Below are 21192 nucleotides of genomic sequence, written 5' to 3'. Positions count from 1 at the left end.
TTATTTGTTGCTACCGCAGCAACCGCCTTTTTCTTCTGCTTTATCTGTTTCTGGTTTTTTATCTTTATCTCCCCCACAACAGCCATCTTTGTCTTTTTCTGGGTTGCTATGATCGTTATGTTTATCACTACCGCAGCACCCGCCGGATTTTTTATCGTGTTTATGATCGTTCATTATTTTTCTCCTTTTTGAGCAGTTGAAGATGATGAAAATTTAGGGATAAACGCCGGAACTCGGGCAGAATAATCTGCCCATGCTATGCCAAAACGTTCACTTGAATCTTGTTCTTCTTTCTTAGCTAAACGGATATACATATAGGTCAGGATCGGGAAAAGAATGAGGGTTGGGATCGTAGGCCATTGCAACAGGAAGCCGAACATAATGGCAATAAAACCGATATATTGCGGATGTCGTACTTTTTCATACAGCCCTGTCACCGCCATTTTTCCAACGCGCTGTGCTTTATAAAGCACATTCCAAGCGGCCGATAAAATCCAGAAGCCGCCACCAATAAATACAAAGCTGGCAATATGCATCGGATCGGAATGAGCGTCACCATCAAAGCCAAAAATCGTATGCCATAGGTGCCCATTCTCGTGAGCTAGGAAATCCACACCCGGATAACGGCTCGCAAGCCATCCGGACAAAAGATAAATTGTTAAAGGGAAGCCGTACATCTCCACAAACAATGCCACGACAAAGGCGGAAAAAGCACTGAAGCTTCGCCAATCTCTCTTGGTTCGTGGCTTGAAAAAACTAAAAGCAAAAATGATAAATATTGCCGAATTCAAAATAACCAACGACCATAGTCCATAGGAACTTCCCATTTCATGTTCCATTGTTTATTTTTCCTCTTCGATATCTGAATGATCATGGCTTCCGTGGCCGCCATGTCCACTATGTCCGCCGTGATGGAATACGTGCATTAACGGGCAGGCCAACAGTAGCAGCCATATCCACTTGTCGCCAATGTGTGCGCGGTGCTCCATAAATAGGAGATACCCAGCTATAGCAAAAAAGAAAATACACACCATTCCGAAAGGTGTTTTCCACCAAATTTTCTTATTTTCCGGCTTGTGATAATGTTTGTGATGGTGGTTCATAATTTCCTCCTGTTATTTCATCAGAGCTGTTTGCTGAAGTGTGTTGACCAAAACAATTCCCAGTATTGTCAAAATAACCCCAGCATATGTACAAATACCGACACATTCCTGAAAGAAATTGTATTAACCCTCTGCATGCAAATAATCTAAAATTGGACACTCACTAAGCGGCATATCGCCACCAGGGCACTCCTGAGATAATTTTTCGAGCGCTCCGTAAATATTTTTCAAGTACTTTATATTACCCTTAGCTTCCTCCAACTTATGATTTGTCCGCTCTAACATGTCTTTGCAGGTCGCAGTTTGCGATGACTTAAGAGCAAGAAGGGTTTTAATCTCTCTCAGCTTAAATCCCAAACCTTTTGCTCTGCGAATAAACATTAACAGGCGAATACTTTCTGCTCCGTAGAGACGGTATCCAACTGCAGACCTCCCATCTGGATTAATAAGCCCCAACTGCTCGTAATAACGGATCGTATCGGAACGAACGCCACTTTCACTTGCCAATTGTCCTATAGTTAAATTTCTCATATATTTCACCTTTCCAGTTAACCCTACACCTTGAAGTGTACTCTAAGATCAAGATGTTTTTTCTGCCGGTTTTTTACTGGTTACAGCTTAGAGCCCCATGCATCAGGAAACGACGCTATTTTATGACCCCGTACTATCATTCCAATTCATGCATAGCGCTCTATTACGAAGTGATCTGCGCTGTCTTTAACAATTAATTTTCGGGTGATAACCCCCTATAGTTTTGACCTCGTTACTACCATAGCGCCACACCCCTCCAAGAAGAGATATACAAATCAGTGCGTGGCTCCGCCATGGTCGTGATCTATGTGATCGCTACTCGGCTGTTTATCAACCTCTTCTGTCATAGCGTTATGGTTGCCGGGCTCTTCATTGTGCGCATGGCTCTTATGCTCATCACCACGCACCTCTTCACCATGTTTGTGGCTTGCGTGACTACCATCCCCCGTAACCTTCGGCAACCTCATTACTCCCGTACCATGTCGATATACGACCTCACCACCTTTATAGCCGGTAATGGCGAGTAATCCGGAAGCCAAAAGGATTACCAGAACAAAAGCCGCGCTCACAGTTTTTGCGCCACGATGCATGATGAGTGACCAGAGTGCTATTACACCAAATACGGATGCTGTCATTAACGCCCAGTGCCTATGATCTGTCATCGCAGCATGCGAGGGGCCATCATGTGCAACTGTATTATAAGCATGAAAACCAGCCAGAACTGTGCCGACTGTAATAATCGCGCCAATCCAAAGGTTCCACCGCGCAACAACTAACAGATTTTCTTTTTTTAAAACGAACCCTGTCAAATACATCAGCGCCGATAAACTTAATAAAGCGACCGTAAAATGAACAAATACAGGATGCCAATTTGGAATGAGTTCTATATCCATGATACTAATTTTTCTCCTGCCTTAATGAGCATGTTCTGCATGGTTTAGGTTTTTCTGCATAGGGCAGTCCATACCAGCTACACACTGCTGAGTAGCCTGATGATCATCCGCTTCCATAATCTGAGTGATGCGGTAAATTTTGTCCGCACCCAATTCGATATGGAAGAGAATGTTTTGTTCTGGCTCCAGAGAAGCTATATCTACATTTTCAGCAACATCCATATCCATGGTCATTTGAGGCCATTTTAAAGCCGGGATCGGCTCATGCGAGAGATTGATTTTTCTGTTTTCCAGATCAATGCTATGAATAATTGCCTTCCCCATTACAGCATCATGCTTTGCGCTAACCTTGTCATGATGGTCATGTTTGGCCTGCTCTTGATGATGGCTCTTGTGTTGATCACCTTCAGCAAATGCTGAAGGGGTATACGCCGATCCCAGAATAAATACCATAGTTAAAAACAACATCTTTTTGACAAAATCCATAGCAGAGCTCTCCTTATAAAGTTTAATAAAACGGCTTACAGAACTGTTACGAACAGATACAGACTAACCCTCAAAAAAAGATGATTTTCTTAATGGCTATATTAGAAACTTTAGGGCACCAATCTTAATACAATGCGGAGAGAATTTACGGCTAGGCCACATTGCAGACGTGGGTATTAGAGTGATAATGCCGCAAAGGGCAGAAACGGTTTTTTTATGGCTTATCGGCGCCGCCATCAGGATTAGAAGACGTGCTTAAAAAGAGCTTTTCTGCCCCAAATATAAAAATTATTCCGGCGAGAGCTACATATATCACCAGCATATCCGTCTGCACTTTTATTATCAGAAATGCGCCCAGCACTGCAATATCCATTACGATCGCGGTAATCAGGACAAGCACATTAGCCTTCACATCCTTGCGCAAATATCGGAGCACACCCCAATGAACGGCAATATCCATGATGAGATAAAAAATTGCACCAAGAGAAGCAATCCGGCTGAGATCAAAAAACACCGTAAGAAAGATCGCCAGAATAATCGTATAAACAAGTGTGTGCTTTTGAATATCGCCTGGCATTCCGAAATGACTATGTGGAACCAACTTCATATCGGTGAGCATAGCGAGCATCCTGGAAACTGCAAAAGCACTAGCAATCACTCCTGAAACTGTCGCAATAATCGCTAAGGCGACGGTAAACCATAATCCAAAATCACCCAGAACAGGGCGCGCCGCCTCCGCCAGAGCAAAATTTTTCGCAGCAATAATTTCAGGTAATGATAAGTTACCAGCTACAGCCAACGCCACCAAAAAATAAACAACAACGCAGATGGCAATAGAAATAATAATCGCCCGCCCGACATTGCGGTGCGGGTCAACAATCTCCGAGCCGCTATTTGTGATGGTCGTAAAGCCTTTATAAGATAAAATCGCCAAGGCAACCGCAGCTAAGAATCCGCTCGCACCGGATGGCTGTGCGGGGGCAACGGAAAAACTCTCTAACGAAAAGCCCGATAACCACAGCCCAACAATACCAAATACGGCAATCCCACCGATTTTCAGCACTGACATAACAAACGAGAATGTTCCGATCAAGCGGTTACCAGAAATATTGATGAAAAAGGCGAACAACAAAAGGCCGACACCCAAAACCGGAATGAGCCAGCTGTCTTTACCAACATCAAAGAGCTGTATGGTGTAGGAGCCAAATGTTCGCGCGACCAGGCTTTCATTGATCACCATTGAGAAATACATCAATAATGCTCCGCCAGCCGTGATTGTGCCCTTACCGTAGGCCTTCTCCAGAAACATTGCGATACCCCCAGCGGATGGATAAGCATTCGACATTTTCACATAGGAATAAGCACTAAAAGCGGTCACAACAGCCGCAACCAGAAAGGCCAGGGGAAACCACTGCCCGCCCAGCTCGGCAATCTGGCCGGTCAGCGCAAAGATCCCTGCGCCGATGATAACAGCTGTCCCCATAGAGACAGCCCCAACCAGACTTAAACTGTTTTCTTTATATTGCGTGGAGTGATCATGCTTCATGCGACAGCGCTTCCTGTTCGTCTTTTTTGATTTCCGCTGGCTTAAACCGCCGTCCTTCCCAGAGGTAATAGACAACCGGGATGAAAATGAGCGTGAGAATGGTTGTGCTGATCATGCCACCGACCATCGGCAGGGCGATGCGGCGCATAACATCAGACCCTAAGCCTTCTGTGATAAAGATCGGCGCCAGACCTGCCAGAATAACGGAGACCGTCATCAATTTCGGCCGGACACGCAGCACCGCGCCATGGATCACATCTTCAAGCAAATCCTGCTTGGTTTTTGGTGGATGTTCCCGTACCTGGTGATCGATATAAAGCAACATCACTACGGCGGTTTCCACCGCAATCCCGGCCAGCGCGATAAAGCCGACACCGACCGCGACCGAGAAATTATATCCGGCCAGATATAGCGCCCAGACCCCGCCGATCAAACCAAAGGGGAGCGAGAGCATGATAATCAGCGTTCTGTCCAGCCGCCCGAAATGCACCATCAACAGCGTAAAGATAATAAAGATAGCGGCAGGAACAGCGATTTTCATACGCGCCGCAGCCTCTAACATCTGCTCAAACTGTCCCGACCAGATCAAGGCATAACCAGCGGGGAGATCGACTTTCTCCGCCACAATTTTCTGCGCTTCCTTAACGTAGGTGCCAATATCCCGGTCTTCAATATCGACAAACACCCAGCCGGTCAGGCGGGCATTTTCCGACTTGATCATGGGAGGGCCTTCGACGAACTCTATTTTCGCCAACTCACCCAGCGGAATATGCTGGCCTTGCGGCGTCGGCACCAGAATATCGGCCAGATCTTCCGGATCTTCACGAAACGGACGGTCATAGCGCAACATGATATTATAGCGCTCACGTCCCTGAATGGATTCCGCCATTTTCATGCCGCCCAGCGCCGTCTGAATAATCTTTTGGAATACGCCAAGGTCGATATTGCGCCGCGCCAACTCATCCCGGTCGGGTTCAATCTCCAGGTATTTCCCGCCTGTGACCCTGTCAGCAAAAGCAGAGCGCGTGCCCGGCACGTCTTTCACAGCTGCCTCGATATCCAAAGCCACGCGGCCTATGACATTGAGATCATCTCCGGCAATCTTAATCCCAATCGGGGTACGAATGCCGGTGGAAATCATGTCCATACGGATTTTAATCGGATAGCCCCATGAATTGACCACGCCCGGGATTTTGACGCGATTATTCAGCTCCTTGATCAACCCGTCCGCATCCAGCCCCTTACGCCATTCATCGCGCGGTTTCAGCCTGATCCATGTTTCAATCATGGAGATCGGGGCCGGGTCCGTGGCACTATCGGCGCGACCCACCTTACCGAAGACATGATGCACCTCAGGAATGGTTTTAATCAGGCGGTTTGATTGCTGGAGAATTTCCTTGGCCTTGGTGATGGACACGCCGGGCAGTGTGGTTGGCATATAAAGCAACTCACCCTCATACAGCGCGGGCATGAATTCAGATCCGGTTTTGGCTAAAGGTATGGCCATCGAGCCTAAAAGTCCGGCGGCAATCAAAACCGTCAGCCATTTGCGTTTTAAGGCCAGCTTCAGAATCGGCTCATAGAGGTGAATGAACCAGCGGTTGATCGGGTTTTCTTCCTCTTTGCGGATCTTGCCGCGAATAAGCCAAAGCATCAGCACCGGCACAATCGTCACCGACAGGATAGAGGCAAACGCCATCGCATAGGTCTTGGTAAAGGCCAGCGGCGCAAATAAACGGTAAGACTGTCCGGTCAAAGCAAAGACGGGCAGAAACGAGACGGTAATGATCAATAATGAGAAAAACAGCCCCGGACCGACTTCCTTGGTCGCCAGTAAAATGGCCGCGTTTTTATCCTCACGCGAAGCATCCTTGGGAAGTTCCGAAAGTTTTCGGTGCGCATTTTCAACCATGACAATCGAGGCATCCACCATCGCGCCAATCGCAATCGCAATTCCCCCCAGTGACATTATATTGGCTGTGATCCCTTGCGCCGACATCACGATAAAAGCGGCCAGAACGCCAAGGGGCAAAGTCACAATCGCCACAAAAGCCGATCTCACATGGAGAAGGAAAATAAACGAGATCAAGGCCACAACGATAGCTTCCTCAATCAGCTTCTCCACCAGATACTCAACAGCGCCCTCAATCAGCGGCGCACGGTCATAAACCGAAACAATCTCGATCCCTTCCGGCAGGCCGTGCTGCAATTCTTCAATCTTTTCCTTCACGCCCTCAATCACATGCAGGGCGTTCTCCCCGGCGCGCATCACCACGACCCCGGCCACAACCTCGCCTTCGCCGTTAAGCTCTGTCACACCGCGCCTAAGCTCCGGTCCTTCAATCACGCGGGCGACATCCTGCAGCCTTACAGGCGCGCCGTCCTGAGCATAGACCACAACCTTCTGAAGTTCATCCAGTTTGGTGACATAGCCTTTGGAGCGGATCATCATCTCCATCTCGCCCTTTTCAATGACCCGGCCACCGGCTTCCATACTGGCATTCCTGACCGCTTCCATCAGCCGTTTCAGCGGCACGTTAAAGGCGCGCAAACGGTTAGGATCGATCAAGACCTGATATTCCTTCACAAACCCACCGACCGAAGCCACCTCCGACACGCCGGGCACAGTCGCCAGCTCAAATTTTAAGAACCAATCCTGCAGGCTGCGCAGCTGTGCCAAATCATAAGTGCCACTTTTATCAACAAGCGCATATTGATACACCCAGCCGACACCGGTGGCATCCGGCCCGATTTGCGGCTTGGCCGCATCCGGCAAATCGCCCTGGATCTTGGATAAAGCCTCGATGACACGGCTTCGCGCCCAGTATTGATCCACGTCATCTTCAAAAATAATGTATACAAAGGAACTGCCGAACATGGAAAAGCCGCGCACATCTTTCGTTTTCGGCAAACCAAGCATGGTGGTAGATAGCGGGTAGGTCACCAGATCCTCAACGATCTGCGGCGATTGCCCGGCAAAATCGGTGCGGATAATCACCTGCGTATCCGACATATCAGGAATGGCATCAAGCGGCGTTTTCTGCACAGCCAATATGCCTGCCACCAGCAACGCAATCATCATCATGCCGACCAGCAGCTGGTTATGCACCGACCAGTCTATGACTTTGGCAACAAAAGATTTCGTCGGGTCATGAGAAAGGTGATCGTCTCCGCCCGGCGCTTGGTTATCAATGTCCGCCATGGCCGCCTCCTGCTGAACGTTCTGCCGCTTCCGCCTCTTCAGGGGCTTCTGTATCATTTGCGGCTTCAACAACCTTATCCGGCCAGTCCATCTTCATCGGATGACCTTCGCCGTAAGGGTTCTGCACCTCTTCATCCAGCTGCAGCCAGTATTTGTCCAGACCGTGCGCCATATAAAGCTTTAAGCCCTTATCCTTGTAATATTGCGGACGGCCTTCCAGCAGCCACGGTTTTAAGGCCGTCACCAACTCATTCAGGCTGGTTTGCCATTCCATATCGGTCAGGCTGTCCTTGGCTTTGACAAGCGCATCTTCCGCATCTTCCAGAACGAATTGCAGTTTCGTGCCCCGGAAGACCGGCATCAAATGATCGCCCAGCGTTATCGCCGGCATGATCATTTTCGGGTTGGGCGTACGGCCTTCCATCAATTCTTCATGGATATAAAGCGCGGCATCGGCCAGATGATCGATCATTGCCATCTGGTCATCGCCGACCTCAAGCAGATGCAACGGTCTTTGCATGCGCTGCATCTTGCGGAAGGATTCCCGCAGCGAGCTTTCGGAATCAATCAGGAACTGCCCGCTGACCACGACATTGTCATTCTCGGCCAGGCCTTTCAGCACTTCCGTCCGGCCTTTATATTTCAGACCCGCCAAAATTCTACGCGGCTGAAACCGGGATTCATTCAAGGCCACCACGACAAAATCGCCGTCCTTGCTTTTCAGGATCGCATCGCTGGGGATTGACAGGCGGCGCTCCACGCCCGTTTCAAATTCCACATCGGCATAGGCACCAGGCTTTAGGATGTTATCCGGATTATCCAGCACCAGCCGCACACGGCCAGTGCGCGTGGCACGGTCAATGGTGGGGTAAATATAATCAATCTTCGCCCGCGTTTCCTGAATGCCAAGATTGGGGAAAGACACCATAACCTTGGTCGTTTCATCAATATAAGGAATATCCTGTTCGGCAATGCTGACCTCGGCCCAGACGGAGGCATAATCCTGTATCTGCATCACCATCATGCCGGGCTTCACATAGGTGCCTTCACGAATGCTGATCATGCTGATCACGCCGTCGCTTTCCGCATAAAACGGCATATAGATTTCAGCCTTGCGGTTTTTGCGGATCGTCTTAATCACAGAGTTCTGCACGCCGAGCGAACGCAGCCGTCTTTCCGCCGCGCCGATCCGTCCCTGAACGCCTGTTTGCAGCGCACTGATATAATCCTGCTGCGCCGAGATCAACTCCGGGCTATCCAGCGTAAACAGCAATTCGCCTTTTTTAACCTCATCGCCTTCAGCCTTGAATTTCAAATCCTGTACCCAGCCGGACACGCGCCCCGCAATATCGGTCTGCAGACGGACATTTTCAGTCACATCGCCATAGCTGCGCACGGCTGTTCCAAACGCCGCCATTTGCGCTTGCTCCGTCCGCACGCCTGTGTTTTGGATGGTTTCAGGCGCAATCGTAACTGCCGTTCGTGCGTTAGGGTCTTTCTTTTTGCCCTCGCTGCCATCGCCGTAAACCGGCACCAGATCCATGCCCATCGGTGATTTTCCCGGTTTATCACTTCTGTAATTCGGGTTCATCGGCGCTTGCCAGTAGAGAATTTTCTTCTCGCCGGATGGCGCTGAGGATGAAGAAGTATCAGCCGCGTCAGAACCGCTGCTTTCTTCTTCCGCATCAAGAGCAACCAAATCCATACCGCAAATCGGACAGCTGCCCGGCCGGTCGGCAATGTAATGCGGATGCATCGGGCAGGTGTATTTTTGCCCTTCCGCCAAAGCGGGCATCGAAAAGAAGGCCATGATCAGAAACAGGGCCGGGATTATTTTTCTCATTCTTGTGTCTCCTTAAAACCGCCGATATTTTGAGAGGCAATGTTGGAATTAAATTCTGCCGTTTTGGCTATATGCGCCGCTTTAACTTGCGCCAGCTGCGCCTGAATATTCAGCCTGTCAATTTTGGCCAACAACACCCGGTCGAGATCTTCGGTTCCAGCCTCGTAGTTGCGCTGCGCCGCATCGATCTTGCCCTTCATCGCATGATCCTTATCCTGCAACACCGCCACATTCTTCGCGGCAGCATCGCGGGCACTCTGGAGCGCCGTCATTTGTTTCACCCACATCCGGCTCACATCGTCATAGGCAAACATGGCGCCGCGCTGCCTGTCTTTCGCCGCTTGCAATTTCGGTTTCTGGTTAGCAGATGCCCAAAGCGGAATACTCACCTGGGCCTGAACAGAAAACCAGTCATCACCTGAAAACATTCCATTTCTGCCACCCTCCCGCTGTTTGTAAACTGCGTTTACACCGAAATTCGGCAGAAAAGCAGCATCAGCAATTCCTATATCTTTTTGTGCGATCGCAACATCTTCCGCCGCAATCAAAACAGCATAAATTACATTAGGATTTTTATCCCAGTTCTCATTAACAATCTCCGGCAAACCAATCTCCGGTACTTCCCCGACCAAACGAATAAACTCCGCCTCAATTGCGGCCTTTTGTGAGTCAAGATCATTTTGCTTGCGTTCAGCTTCGGCACGTTCGACATCGACTTCAGAAAAACGCTGGTAAACAGAGCGTCCAGATTCAATTTGCCCTTTAAACGTATTTTCCAGGTCATGATAATGACCAAGTTGAGTTTTGATCAGCTTCTGCTGCGTTTTAACACTTTCATATTCTGCCAGTTTAGCAACCAGCATAAAACGAAGCCTGCTAAGCGTATAATTAGCTATCAGTGCTTGTTTCTTAGACATTTGTTGCAGCTTATCAGCTTTTGCCCCACGTAAAGCGGGGTTAGGAATAGCTTGGGAAAAACCGATTACCTTGGATGTTGGCAGAAAACGATCAAAAGCCGGATCGGAGATAGGCATATTATCGACACCAATCATGAACATTGGATCAGGAAGCCCCAGCTCCCCCGCTCCTTGTGCATTGGATGCTGCACTTTCAGCCAGAAGTTTCTCCACTTGAGGGTGTTCATTTAAACGCCGCACATAGTCTTCAAAGGATGCCGCCATAGCGGAACCCGATGTGCAGAAAATAAGAACAGCGCTAATACATAGAATTCTTTTAAATGTCATGACCTTCTCCGAGAATACAGTCGTTTAATATGTTACGAAGAATATCGTACCATCCCTCAAGAATCTTTTCATATAGGATAATGCTAACAGTTATAAGCTACGATGGGCGCCAAAATTGTACTTAAAAATTATTCGCAAGTTTTTGCATCAAAATTTTACGTGCTCTATATACGCGCATTTCTACTGTTTTTGGAGTAACCCCTAATATCCGAGCACACTCTTCTTGTGAATGATCCTCAAGAGCAAAGAGAATTAGAGCTGTTTTTAATTTATGAGGTAGTTTGTCAATATGCTTTCCAAGTAGCTTTAAGGTTTGGCGATGCTCCGTCAGGCTTTCAATATTCGCATCACTTGGTAAAACATCATGTAACGATCCATTTTCTTCACTACGAAAAAACGTATCCAAAGACATAATAGATAATAATTTTTTCTTGCGCGAATAGTCGCGACACAAGTTCAGCGCGATTTGGTAAAGCCACGTTTTAAATTTATATGTAGAATTATATGTTTCCGAGCGGGTGAATACCCGACAAAAAGTTTCTTGTAAGAGATCGTATGAAATATCGTCATCACGTGTATAGCTGACAATAAAATGGTAAAGTGGCTGTTTGTGCCGCTTCATTAAATCGTCAAGAGCACTATCTTGCCCGCCCTGTAAAGCAAGCATTAGCTCTTCATCAGAACTTTCCGGAGCATAATTACCGTCCGGCGTTTCGGTAGAGCTGCTCAACGACTTTCTCCTCTAGTATTCTGTTTTGCTCATCACTCAAAACAGACTGCATATCAGTCAGATGTTGTAGGGTAAGTTTTTGCAATTTTCCCATCGCAGCATGAATTTTATCGACAACTTTTTGGACTTCAGCAGAAGAGTAATCCGCACTTTTAATCGCTTCAGCAAGTTCTAAATTAGCCAGTTTCATTTGCTCTTCCAATAACGTCTTTTGCTGATAAAAACGTTTCTCAATTTTTTGCAGCTCTTCATCCTGTTTTTCATTGAGCTTCAAGTCACGATGGAAAAGAGCATGCATATCACCAGATACCGCACTATGATATGCAGCATCGTCACTCTTAAAGAGTTGCCCCACTAAAACACCAGCACTTACCATGCAAATGATTAATATCGCAAATGTGATAAATTGTTCTGTTTTTTTCATATTTTTCTATATGGCGTTGAGAATGGAGGATGTGAGCATATATGGGGCGTTTGTTGAAAACACCTCCAGCCCCATGCTATCAGGGTGCACACTTATAGTCGATAGTTGGGAAGCAATAAGCCCTATTACCAATGCTATTGCTAACGATACATAACGAAATCTAGCATTTTCCCATATTGGAAGGAGAAAAAAGGACACCTGATAACTATCATCTCTTAAATTGATGCGTCCCCACACATCCTCTTCAAGCCTATCAAGCCGAGAGAAGGATGCCTCCCTTTTGAAAAACCTATCCAATAATTTGTCCACAGTTCTCAACAACATAAATCCGTCTCTCTTATAGCTATAGCCTTTATATAATCCTTATACGAATCAAATGCTACCTTTCCCTCACTTTTTTATCTGATTGCTATGCTTGCAGACAATACTCCATCAGCAGACTCTTTTAGTATAAGTTCTGCGTCAAAAAAACATTGGTTGGTTGCGGTGAGAGGCCACGATCTTGAGATAAATATTTAACGCAACCAACCTTTTACCGTCAAATAGCGGGGGATAAACATCGGAAAACAAGACAAGCGACTAATTCTCGATGAGCCCAACGATTTACAAAAAGACTTCTTAGAAGAACTGCGCGGGTAGAAGCCGATGAGATAAGGTCTTCATGCTCACCCCTCTTTATTTCATATGCTGAATCTTAGTGTATTCACCTTTTGTTTGCAGGGTAATGGTCATTATTTTAGATGTTCTATTACGCCAAAACCAGCCATGGCTACCATCAAAATCTGCTACAATAGTTGCGTTGTCGACACGTTTCTTTGAGCCTTTTTCGTAGTTATGATAGTCAATTTTAAGCTCTTTAGAATCCCCATGGATATCGAAGTTTGCTTTACCACCATCTGTCCACCATGAGTAAGTAACCTTTGCTCCTTTTGCCATGGCAACTTTAATTTCAGTGCCTTCATCAGGAGAAAGTGTTACCTGCATTTCGTGGACTAATATGGCTGGCGCAGCCTCCGGCGTAGGCTCTACGATAGTTGAATTTGCAGAACCATCTTGAGCAATCAAACTCTTAGCTTTATCTGCTGCCGCCTCTTCAGCAAGTGAGACTTTGATGTCTCCCATTTTCTTCAGGCCTATAGTTTTGCCAATGCCTGTCGGATCAATACCATATTCGGCAGGCATAACAACAGTGACCAGTAAAAAACCAGCGGTAACTGCCGCTATAATTGTTGATTTAATAAGCTTGCCTGTTGAAGGAAGCTCGGCTTGTGTAGGGGTATTTTTATTATACATGATAATTCCTTTTGTTATTTGTTAAATCTAAGTTAGTTATGCGGTAAGAAATCCGGTTACATGGAAGCCAATAAGAAGGAAGCCGGCGGTCATTAATGCCGTATTTGCCGCATAAGAATGGCGTATAAAACTCTCTGAGCGTCGCCAATAACCCATTAAAATTAATATTACGGCCAAAGCTAAAATCTGACCTACTTCAATACCAACATTAAAGGCTATTAAGTTAGGGAAGAGGCCGTCCGGCGAAATTTTATAATCCAGTACTTTAGTGGCTAGGCCAAAACCGTGAAAGAGCCCAAAAATAAGCGTGGCTATCTTTGTACTTGGCTGAAAGCCAAACCAGCGTTGATATGCACCCATATTATCAAGTGCTATATAAATAATTGAGAAGCTAATAATTACTTCAATAAGATAGGCATTAATGCTGATCCCCATTAAAACACCTGAAAGTAGTGTGATAACATGGCCAACCGCAAACAAGGTTACATAGATCGTTACATCTTTAAGGTGGTATAGAAAGAAAACCACTCCGAATAAAAATAATAAATGATCGTATCCGGTCATCATGTGTTTTGCACCAAGGTAAAGAAACGGCATGGTAAGTATTCCAGTACTTTCTTGAATATAGCCTTTATCGCCTTCTGTTACTGAGTGAGCGAAAGTTTCCGGAATAAATCCAAAGATAACGGCGAAAACTATTCCAAAACCCACAAAGGTCAGCAATCGCTCTCGTCCCTTAAAAAATTGTAAAAAATTAGTCATTAATAGTGTCTCCATTTCATAGAGTGAATTTTTTGGATTAGTAATTGAAGGCATAGGGTACAGATATCTATCCTGTGATAGATATACAAACATGCTCCAAATTTAGATTTTAAATACGCAAGCGCTGCGTAGATAGAAAAAGAGGGGTGATTTTCACTCTAGTCGTTAGTCGATCAGGAGGCGAACGATTTTGCACAGAAGCTAGCTTATAGCGTGATCGCAGCAATGAATCAGTCGTGAGTGTATAATCAAAGTTCTCACTGTCCTGCGTAGAAGCCGTCAAAACGTCGCGATTGGAGTGCTGCAAATCGACATGGAGATAATCACTAAAATACGCCGAGATGTCCAGACTTATAGGGTGGTGCTTATTGACTGAAGCTTCTTGCTCATGCTCATGTGTCAGGTGATCATGTACCTGAACAAAATTTAACTGACTGCGGCTTTGAGAGTGTTTTTCCTGGTGATTGTGCCATGCATGTACAGAACCGTGAGGTAGCCACGGTAACAAAGCTGGCATAAAAAGCTGCACTATTAAGAATGTTAAAATAAAGTTCTTCATCAATTTTAATGTAGCCGAGATATCATATAATACAAGATTTTTAATCTGACCCAGTCTTATGGACAAATCCGCGCATTCATTTCAAATTCTAATGTAGAGTGCTCAATCGAAAATCTGTCATGTAACAACGATTTGAGCTCTGCCTTAATTTTTTCGTATTCTTCCTTTTCAAGCACCACAACGTGTGCTTCCAGAGCTATGCGGCTTTCATCCAACTGCCAGATATGAACATGGTGAATATTAATTACACCCTTCTGTGTTTCCATTGCAGAAATCACATCTTTGATATCAATATGCTCAGGCGTCCCTTCCATTAGCAAATGAACTACTTTTGGCATCTCTAAAAAACCGTGCCACAGCACATATCCGGCGATCAATAGTGTCATAACCGCATCCACCCATAGCCAACCGTAAAGCAACACCAGTGTGCCAGCAATAATTACGCCCACAGATGCCAGCGCATCGGTCATATTGTGCAAAAAGGCGGCGCGCATATTCATACTATGTTTTGACTGCGCGTAAGTTAAAGCTGCTGTAAAAAGGTCTACCGCCAATGCCACAGTTGCAACAATTATAACGGTCCACCCCATGATTGGCTCAGGGGCAAAGAAGCGCACAATTGCCTCGTAACAAAGATAACAACCGATTATGATTAGTGTGGTCAAATTAACGAGCGCAGCAATGGTTTCAGCACGCTTATAACCAAAGGTCTTAAATTTATCCGGCGGTTTTCTTCCAATGCGGATAGCAACCAGCGCTATCAATAAGGACGCCGCATCACTGAAATTATGCAGCGCGTCTGCAATAAGTGACAACGAACCCGAAATTAGCCCGCCAATAACTTGCGCAAGCGTCAAAAGGATATTAGCCCCCACTGCCCAGAGTAGCCGCCGTTCTCCTTTAATAGATAGATCACCGTGATGATGGTGGTGGTGGTGATGGTGGTGATTATGCCCCATGAGAACTCTCCACAGTGGATTGTCGTTGTGATTTTCTGTTTAAGGATATCTTATCTGGTACCAAACGGTATAGAGCAGGCAAAACCAATAAGGTTAAAATCGTCGAAGATATAATTCCACCAATAACGACCGTCGCCAAAGGACGCTGAACCTCAGCCCCTGCACCAGTATTCAAAGCCATAGGAACAAACCCAAGGCTTGCGACCAAAGCCGTCATCAAAACCGGGCGCAAGCGGGTCAATGCCCCCTCAATGATTGCTGTATATCTATCCGTTCCTTTGTCTTCCAACTCACGAATAAATGAGAGCATGACCACTCCATTCAATACGGCCACACCGGATAAAGCGATAAACCCCACACCAGCGGAAATGGAAAGGGGAATATCCCTCAACAGCAGAGCACCTATCCCACCTGTTAGCGCTAGAGGCACACCGGAAAATACCAGCCATGCCGCACGCGCCGAATTAAAAGCCATAAACAGCAATCCAAAAATCAGCAACAATGCAACCGGAACAACGACCGCCAAGCGCTGACGCGCAGATATCAACTGCTCAAACGTACCACCGTAATCAACCCAATACCCGGCAGGAATCTTAACCTGCTGTCGTATCGTTCTCTGTACTTCATCCACAAAACTGCCAAGGTCACGCCCTCTGACATTCGCCGTCACAAATATGCGGCGTTTACCGTTCTCACGACTAATCTGTGCGTGGCCATAAGCAATACTAAGATCAGCCACCTCTTTTAAAGGAACATAGGCAGGATTTCTTGCCTCTCCGTGCGAAGTGTTTGGTAACGGAATAGGTAGCATTTCCAGTTTTTTAATATCTGTACGCAAGCGTTCAGGCAGCCTCACAACCAGATCAAAGCGACGATCTCCATCAAAGATTTGGCCAGCCTGTCGACCTCCCATAGCGATTTGCACCACATCCTGCACGTCTGATATATTTAGCCCGTACAGATCAAGGCGTTTTCGATCAGGAACGATACTCAGGGTCGGCAAGCCATCCGCCTGCTCCATGCGAACATCCTCAGCGCCGCTCACATTTTTTACGGCGGCTTCAATTTTCTGTGCCGTTTCCAAAAGCTGTCCCAAATCGTCACCGTAAAGTTTCACAGCAAGATCTGATCGCACTCCGGATATCAATTCGTTAAAGCGCATTTGTATCGGCTGGGTAAATTCATAGTTATTCCCTGGAAGTTTCTCAACAGCCTCTTCAATCCGCTTAACAAGGTCAGCCTTCGATAACGATGAATCGGGCCATTCCCTACGGGGGTTGAGAATAATAAATGTATCAGCCACATTCGGTGGCATCGGATCTGTCGCCACTTCCGGCGTACCGATTTTGCTAAATACCATTTTTACCTCAGGAAATGTAGCAACAGCTTTCTCAACCGCATACTGCATTTCAACTGATTGCGTCATACTCGTACCGGGAATACGCATCGCATGCATAGCTATATCCCCCTCATCAAGATTTGGAATGAACTCTGTCCCCATACGTGTCGCACCGAACAGACTAACAATAACCAATACGAGCGCTGTAGAAATCACAATAACCGGATGACGCAAGCTCCATTTCAGTAACGGCTCATATCCTCTTTTCGCACCGCGCATGACAATATTCTCTTTCTCTTGCACTTTACCGGTAATAAAAACAGCCACAGCCGCCGGTACAAGAGTAAGAGAAAGCACTAATGCACACAGGAGCGCCGTCACAACTGTAAAAGCCATCGGATGGAACATTTTACCCTCCACACCTGTCAGTGCAAAAATCGGGATATAGACAATGGTAATAATCAAAATTCCGAAAATGCTGGGCTTAATCACTTCCGCAGCCGAACTTGCCGCAAGAGAAAAGCGCTCTTCTTTACTTAGCAGACGCTTCAACCGATGTTGCTCCAAACCGAAACGCCGCAAACAGTTTTCAATGATAATGACAGCCCCATCAACAATCAGGCCAAAGTCAAGAGCCCCCAAACTCATCAAATTCCCAGACACCTTGTTTTCTACCATACCAGTAATAGTCATCAGCATCGTGATTGGAATAACCAATGCCGTAATTAATGCTGCCCGAAAATTTCCCAAAAGCAGAAATAAAACGACGATAACAAGCAAAGCGCCTTCAATAAGGTTTTTTTCAACCGTTTTAATCGTACGATCTACCAGAGCCGTGCGGTCGTAAACCGGCTTGGCCACAACACCCTCAGGCAATGAGAGATTCACTATTTCCAATTTATTTGCGACGCGCTTAGCAACCTCACGGCTATTTTCTCCCATAAGCATCATTGCAGTTCCCAAAACAACCTCTACCCCGTTTTGGGTTGCAGCACCGGTACGCAATGGTGCGCCCAAAGCAACATCCGCAACATCGCCGATACGAATAGTCACCTCATCACGCTTCGCAATAATTATTTGGCGAATATCTTCAATATTTTTCACTTGCCCCGGAACACGAACAAGATATTGTTCACCATATTTTTCAATATAACCGGCACCCACGTTACTGTTATTTTTTTCCAGTGCTGTAATTAAGTCAGTAATCGTAATGCCATAAGCAAGCAGTTGATCCGGGTATGGCATCACATGATATTGCTGTTCATAACCACCAATAGTGTTAATCTCTATCACGCCCTTCAAATTGCGGAGCTGTGGCATAATTACCCACTCTTGAATAGTGAGTAAATCCATCGGCGTGTAAGCCGTACCATCTTTTTTTACAGCACCATCTTCGGCTTCGACCGTATACATGTAAATCTCACCCAAACCTGTCGCAACCGGCCCCATTCCGGGCTCAATTCCAGCAGGCATTTCGCTCTTTATTTCCGAAAGACGTTCGGCCAAAAGCTGGCGAGCAAAATAAATATCCGTGCCCTCTTCAAACACGACTGTCACCTGTGAAAGACCGTAGCGGGATATAGAGCGCGTATAATCCAATCGCGGAACACCGGCAATTGCCGTTTCAATTGGAAAGGTAATACGCTGCTCAACCTCAAGCGGGGTATAACCTGATGCCTCTGTATTAATTTGTATCTGTATATTGGTGATATCTGGCACAGCGTCAATCGACAATCGATTGAAGTTGTATCCACCCAGGATACAGAGACCAAGAACCGCAACAAGGACAAGCCAGCGGTGCCGTATAGAAAGTTCAATTGTTTTTTCTAACATTATTCCGTTTCCGCTTTCATCTTAGTGATGGTGCTCCGCACCGGCTTTCATGATATCTGCCTTAATGATAAAGCTACCCTCACTGACATATTCCTGTCCCGCTTGTATTCCGCTCAGAACTTCAACGTATTCTCCATCGCTGATACCGGTCTGGACAGGCATTGCTTCATAAGAATTTCCCTCTTTCAAAAAGACAACTGTTCTATCTTCCATCGTTTGCAACGCGGACACACGGACAGCAAGAGGTACCGGTTTTTCGGCAACTATAACATCGCCTTCAACCGTCATACCGGGACGCCATAAACCGCTCTGATTTGATAGTGGAGCAATCGCAACCAATGTCTGACTTGCCTCATCCGCCATAGGAAACAGCATATCGATCTTGGCTACCCCTTGTTTGCCTTCATCTAATGTATGAACCCGCACATTTTGTCCGGATTTTATTCTATCTGCATCCTTTGGGAAAATATGGAATTTCGCCCAAACTTCAGATAAATCAGCAATGACAAATAAAGGTTTGCCATTTGCCACATCACCCAGATTGGTATTGCGCTCCAGAATAACGCCATTGATCGGCGCTGTGACGCTATAATCCTTCAAGCTCTCATTTGCTTCAACAACTGCCAGAAGCTGCCCTTTCTCGACTGCCTCTCCTAGATTGACGTTCACGCTACGGATAATGCCGGAAAACCGCGCCCGCACATTTGCTTTTGCATTCTGGTTTATAATAATGCGCCCCGTCAATGCGACTGTTTTGGCAATTGTTTTCGAATCTGCCTGTTCGGTAACAATACCGGCACTATAAGCCATTTCCGACGATATTTCCGTCTTGCTGTCTTCATGCTCTCCATGCTCATCATCATGTTTGTCTTCTGCACCGTGACCATGATCGTCATGAATATCTTGCTCCTCATGCGCATCGTGATCATATTCATCGTGACTATCACCTTCTTCACTATGATCGTTATGATCATCATGCCCTCCACTCTCCGTCACCGTATGTTTCTCATGGGTTTCTTCGTGCATATGGCTATCATGCGATTGCGCATAAGCCACCGCCACAGACGTCGAAAGCGAAAGACATAGTCCGAGGGCTATTACAAAATTACATATTTTCATTGGCTCTCTCCTTCATGTAAAGAGACTGTTTTTTCAACTATGTCCCGATGAACTCCCATAAGAAAATCCGCTTGTGCTTTTGATTCATGCAGCGACAGCAAATTACTCAAATAATCATCTTGGGCTTCATATAACGTTCTTTGCGCAGTCAACATTTGCAGGAAAGAAAACCGACCAGCCTCATATCCTTGCGTAGCCTGATCATAGGCTTTTTGTGCACTAGGAATAATTTTGTCGCGATAGGATAAAACGTTCTGCACAGCTACTTCCAGACCGGTATAGACGTTTTTTGCTGTTTCCGTCCAAAGCAGCTCGCCCGCTCGTTTATCAAACTCAGCCTGCTCTCTCAGAGCATGTGCCTCTTGCCGTTTTCCCTGATTACGGTCAAAAACAGGTAGGGGGAATGATATACTCGCGAGAAACGCGCTGCGATCTGCATCGTTCAACCGCCGCACCCCCAGTCCTATTGTCGGGTTCGGGACAGCGTTAGATTTTGCAAGCTCTGACATCCTTTGCGCCTGCAATTCTTTAAACTTCAAAAGATGTATCTGTGGCAGGTCAGCAATAGATGACAAAAACATATCTTCGGTCGGGAGCGTAGGAAGTGCTTTTAAAAATTCACGACCCGCTGCAAACTGCGTCATATCCGTTGCTGTCAGTCGCTCAAGACGCAGAACCGCATTTCTCAAATCTCTTTCTGCCCTTGCTTTTTGGATACCAGCTGTCTGTTGTTCAATATCTGCTTGTGTATGCTGAATATCTGATGCAACAGCTGCTTTCACGCGTTTTTTTACAGCATCATGCATTTTATCGGCCAGTGTGCGCCTTTTCTCTGCAAGCGCCAGACGTTCTTCTGCAATAATGTACGCCGCGTAAGTCTGATAAGCCTCAGCCAATAAGGACAGCGCCGATGCTACAGCGTTCTGATGGGCAATCGATACATTATATCCGGAGACCTCGCGCCGTAACCGCCGCTTTCCGGCTATTTCAATTTCCTGCGTAAATCCGAGCGTCATCTCGGCACTATTAACACCAGAAAACGGGCCATCGCCAGAAAAATTCTCCACCTCAAATGAAGCTGAAGGATTTGGCCTCAATCCTGCCTGAACTGTTCCGGCTTTCGCCACATCAACAGCTGCGACACCGGAACGTAGTGATGGTGAATTTTTGAGTACTGCATCGAATACAGCAAATAACGGCTTATTATGGTTGGTTTGCGCTAACGCCTGTATAGGAGCCGCCCCCAAAACAGCGCAAATCAAAAACGGAATCCATTTTCTTATCATTTTATTTCATCTCTTTTGCTTTCGTCATACAAATTCGTAG

Annotated in this window: 18 protein-coding genes; all 18 read right to left on the bottom strand. The window is 46.3% G+C overall.

From position 1 onward, the window contains the following. Window positions 1–174, bottom strand: coding sequence for a hypothetical protein (locus tag HND56_00590; protein QKK04267.1), 174 nt, complete (start codon window positions 172–174; stop codon window positions 1–3). Beyond that, a complete protein-coding gene (locus tag HND56_00585) occupies window positions 174–839 on the bottom strand; it encodes an isoprenylcysteine carboxylmethyltransferase family protein (GenBank protein ID QKK04266.1) in 666 nt (221 codons plus the stop codon). Before HND56_00585 ends, HND56_00590 begins: the two co-directional genes overlap by 1 nt. 3 nt (window positions 840–842) lie before the next feature. Next, on the bottom strand, window positions 843–1034 hold the full coding sequence (locus HND56_00580; protein QKK06511.1) for a DUF2933 domain-containing protein: 192 nt from the start codon (window positions 1032–1034) through the stop codon (window positions 843–845). 192 nt (window positions 1035–1226) lie between these two features. Next, entirely contained in the window at window positions 1227–1634 is a 408-nt protein-coding gene (locus HND56_00575) for a MerR family transcriptional regulator (protein QKK04265.1), read from the bottom strand. Window positions 1635–1909: 275 nt separating this feature from the next. Next, window positions 1910–2527, bottom strand: coding sequence for a DUF2231 domain-containing protein (locus tag HND56_00570; GenBank protein QKK04264.1), 618 nt, complete (start codon window positions 2525–2527; stop codon window positions 1910–1912). A 21-nt stretch (window positions 2528–2548) separates the two neighbouring features. After that, a complete protein-coding gene (locus HND56_00565; GenBank protein ID QKK04263.1) occupies window positions 2549–3013 on the bottom strand; it encodes a copper-binding protein in 465 nt (154 codons plus the stop codon). Window positions 3014–3227: 214 nt separating this feature from the next. Further along, the gene (locus HND56_00560; protein ID QKK04262.1) at window positions 3228–4559 is read right to left on the bottom strand and encodes an APC family permease; all 1332 of its coding nucleotides are present in this window, start codon (window positions 4557–4559) and stop codon (window positions 3228–3230) included. Then, on the bottom strand, window positions 4549–7761 hold the full coding sequence (locus tag HND56_00555) for an efflux RND transporter permease subunit (GenBank protein QKK04261.1): 3213 nt from the start codon (window positions 7759–7761) through the stop codon (window positions 4549–4551). Before HND56_00555 ends, HND56_00560 begins: the two co-directional genes overlap by 11 nt. Next, window positions 7748–9604, bottom strand: coding sequence for an efflux RND transporter periplasmic adaptor subunit (locus HND56_00550; GenBank protein ID QKK04260.1), 1857 nt, complete (start codon window positions 9602–9604; stop codon window positions 7748–7750). Before HND56_00550 ends, HND56_00555 begins: the two co-directional genes overlap by 14 nt. Next, window positions 9601–10848: a TolC family protein gene (locus tag HND56_00545; protein ID QKK04259.1), complete on the bottom strand. Its 1248-nt coding sequence runs from the start codon at window positions 10846–10848 to the stop codon at window positions 9601–9603. The genes HND56_00550 and HND56_00545 overlap by 4 nt, the downstream gene beginning before the upstream one ends. A 121-nt stretch (window positions 10849–10969) precedes the next feature. Then, window positions 10970–11578 (bottom strand): RNA polymerase sigma factor, encoded by a 609-nt coding sequence (locus tag HND56_00540; GenBank protein ID QKK04258.1) that lies wholly within the window; start codon window positions 11576–11578, stop codon window positions 10970–10972. After that, window positions 11547–12002 (bottom strand): periplasmic heavy metal sensor, encoded by a 456-nt coding sequence (locus HND56_00535; protein QKK04257.1) that lies wholly within the window; start codon window positions 12000–12002, stop codon window positions 11547–11549. Before HND56_00535 ends, HND56_00540 begins: the two co-directional genes overlap by 32 nt. A 675-nt stretch (window positions 12003–12677) precedes the next feature. Continuing rightward, on the bottom strand, window positions 12678–13295 hold the full coding sequence (locus HND56_00530) for a transmembrane anchor protein (GenBank protein ID QKK04256.1): 618 nt from the start codon (window positions 13293–13295) through the stop codon (window positions 12678–12680). Window positions 13296–13331: 36 nt separating this feature from the next. Beyond that, complete coding sequence (locus HND56_00525; protein QKK04255.1) at window positions 13332–14057, bottom strand: HupE/UreJ family protein; 726 nt, start codon at window positions 14055–14057, stop codon at window positions 13332–13334. 615 nt (window positions 14058–14672) lie between these two features. Further along, window positions 14673–15575, bottom strand: coding sequence for a cation transporter (locus HND56_00520; protein QKK04254.1), 903 nt, complete (start codon window positions 15573–15575; stop codon window positions 14673–14675). After that, window positions 15565–18747, bottom strand: a complete 3183-nt coding sequence (locus HND56_00515; protein ID QKK04253.1) for a CusA/CzcA family heavy metal efflux RND transporter — start codon at window positions 18745–18747, stop codon at window positions 15565–15567. The genes HND56_00520 and HND56_00515 overlap by 11 nt, the downstream gene beginning before the upstream one ends. A 21-nt stretch (window positions 18748–18768) precedes the next feature. Beyond that, window positions 18769–19866 carry an HlyD family efflux transporter periplasmic adaptor subunit gene (locus HND56_00510; protein QKK04252.1) on the bottom strand — a complete coding sequence of 366 codons (1098 nt, stop codon included), beginning with the start codon at window positions 19864–19866 and terminating at the stop codon, window positions 18769–18771. Continuing rightward, window positions 19863–21152: a TolC family protein gene (locus tag HND56_00505; GenBank protein ID QKK04251.1), complete on the bottom strand. Its 1290-nt coding sequence runs from the start codon at window positions 21150–21152 to the stop codon at window positions 19863–19865. Before HND56_00505 ends, HND56_00510 begins: the two co-directional genes overlap by 4 nt. Between the last annotated feature and the right edge of the window lie 40 nt (window positions 21153–21192).

It is taken from the genome of Pseudomonadota bacterium (assembly GCA_013285465.1).
Taxonomy (GTDB): Bacteria; Pseudomonadota; Alphaproteobacteria; order Micavibrionales; family CSBR16-224; genus CSBR16-224.
The sequence above is the reverse complement of the archived record's forward strand: the minus strand, read 5'-3'. Positions and strand labels throughout refer to the sequence as shown.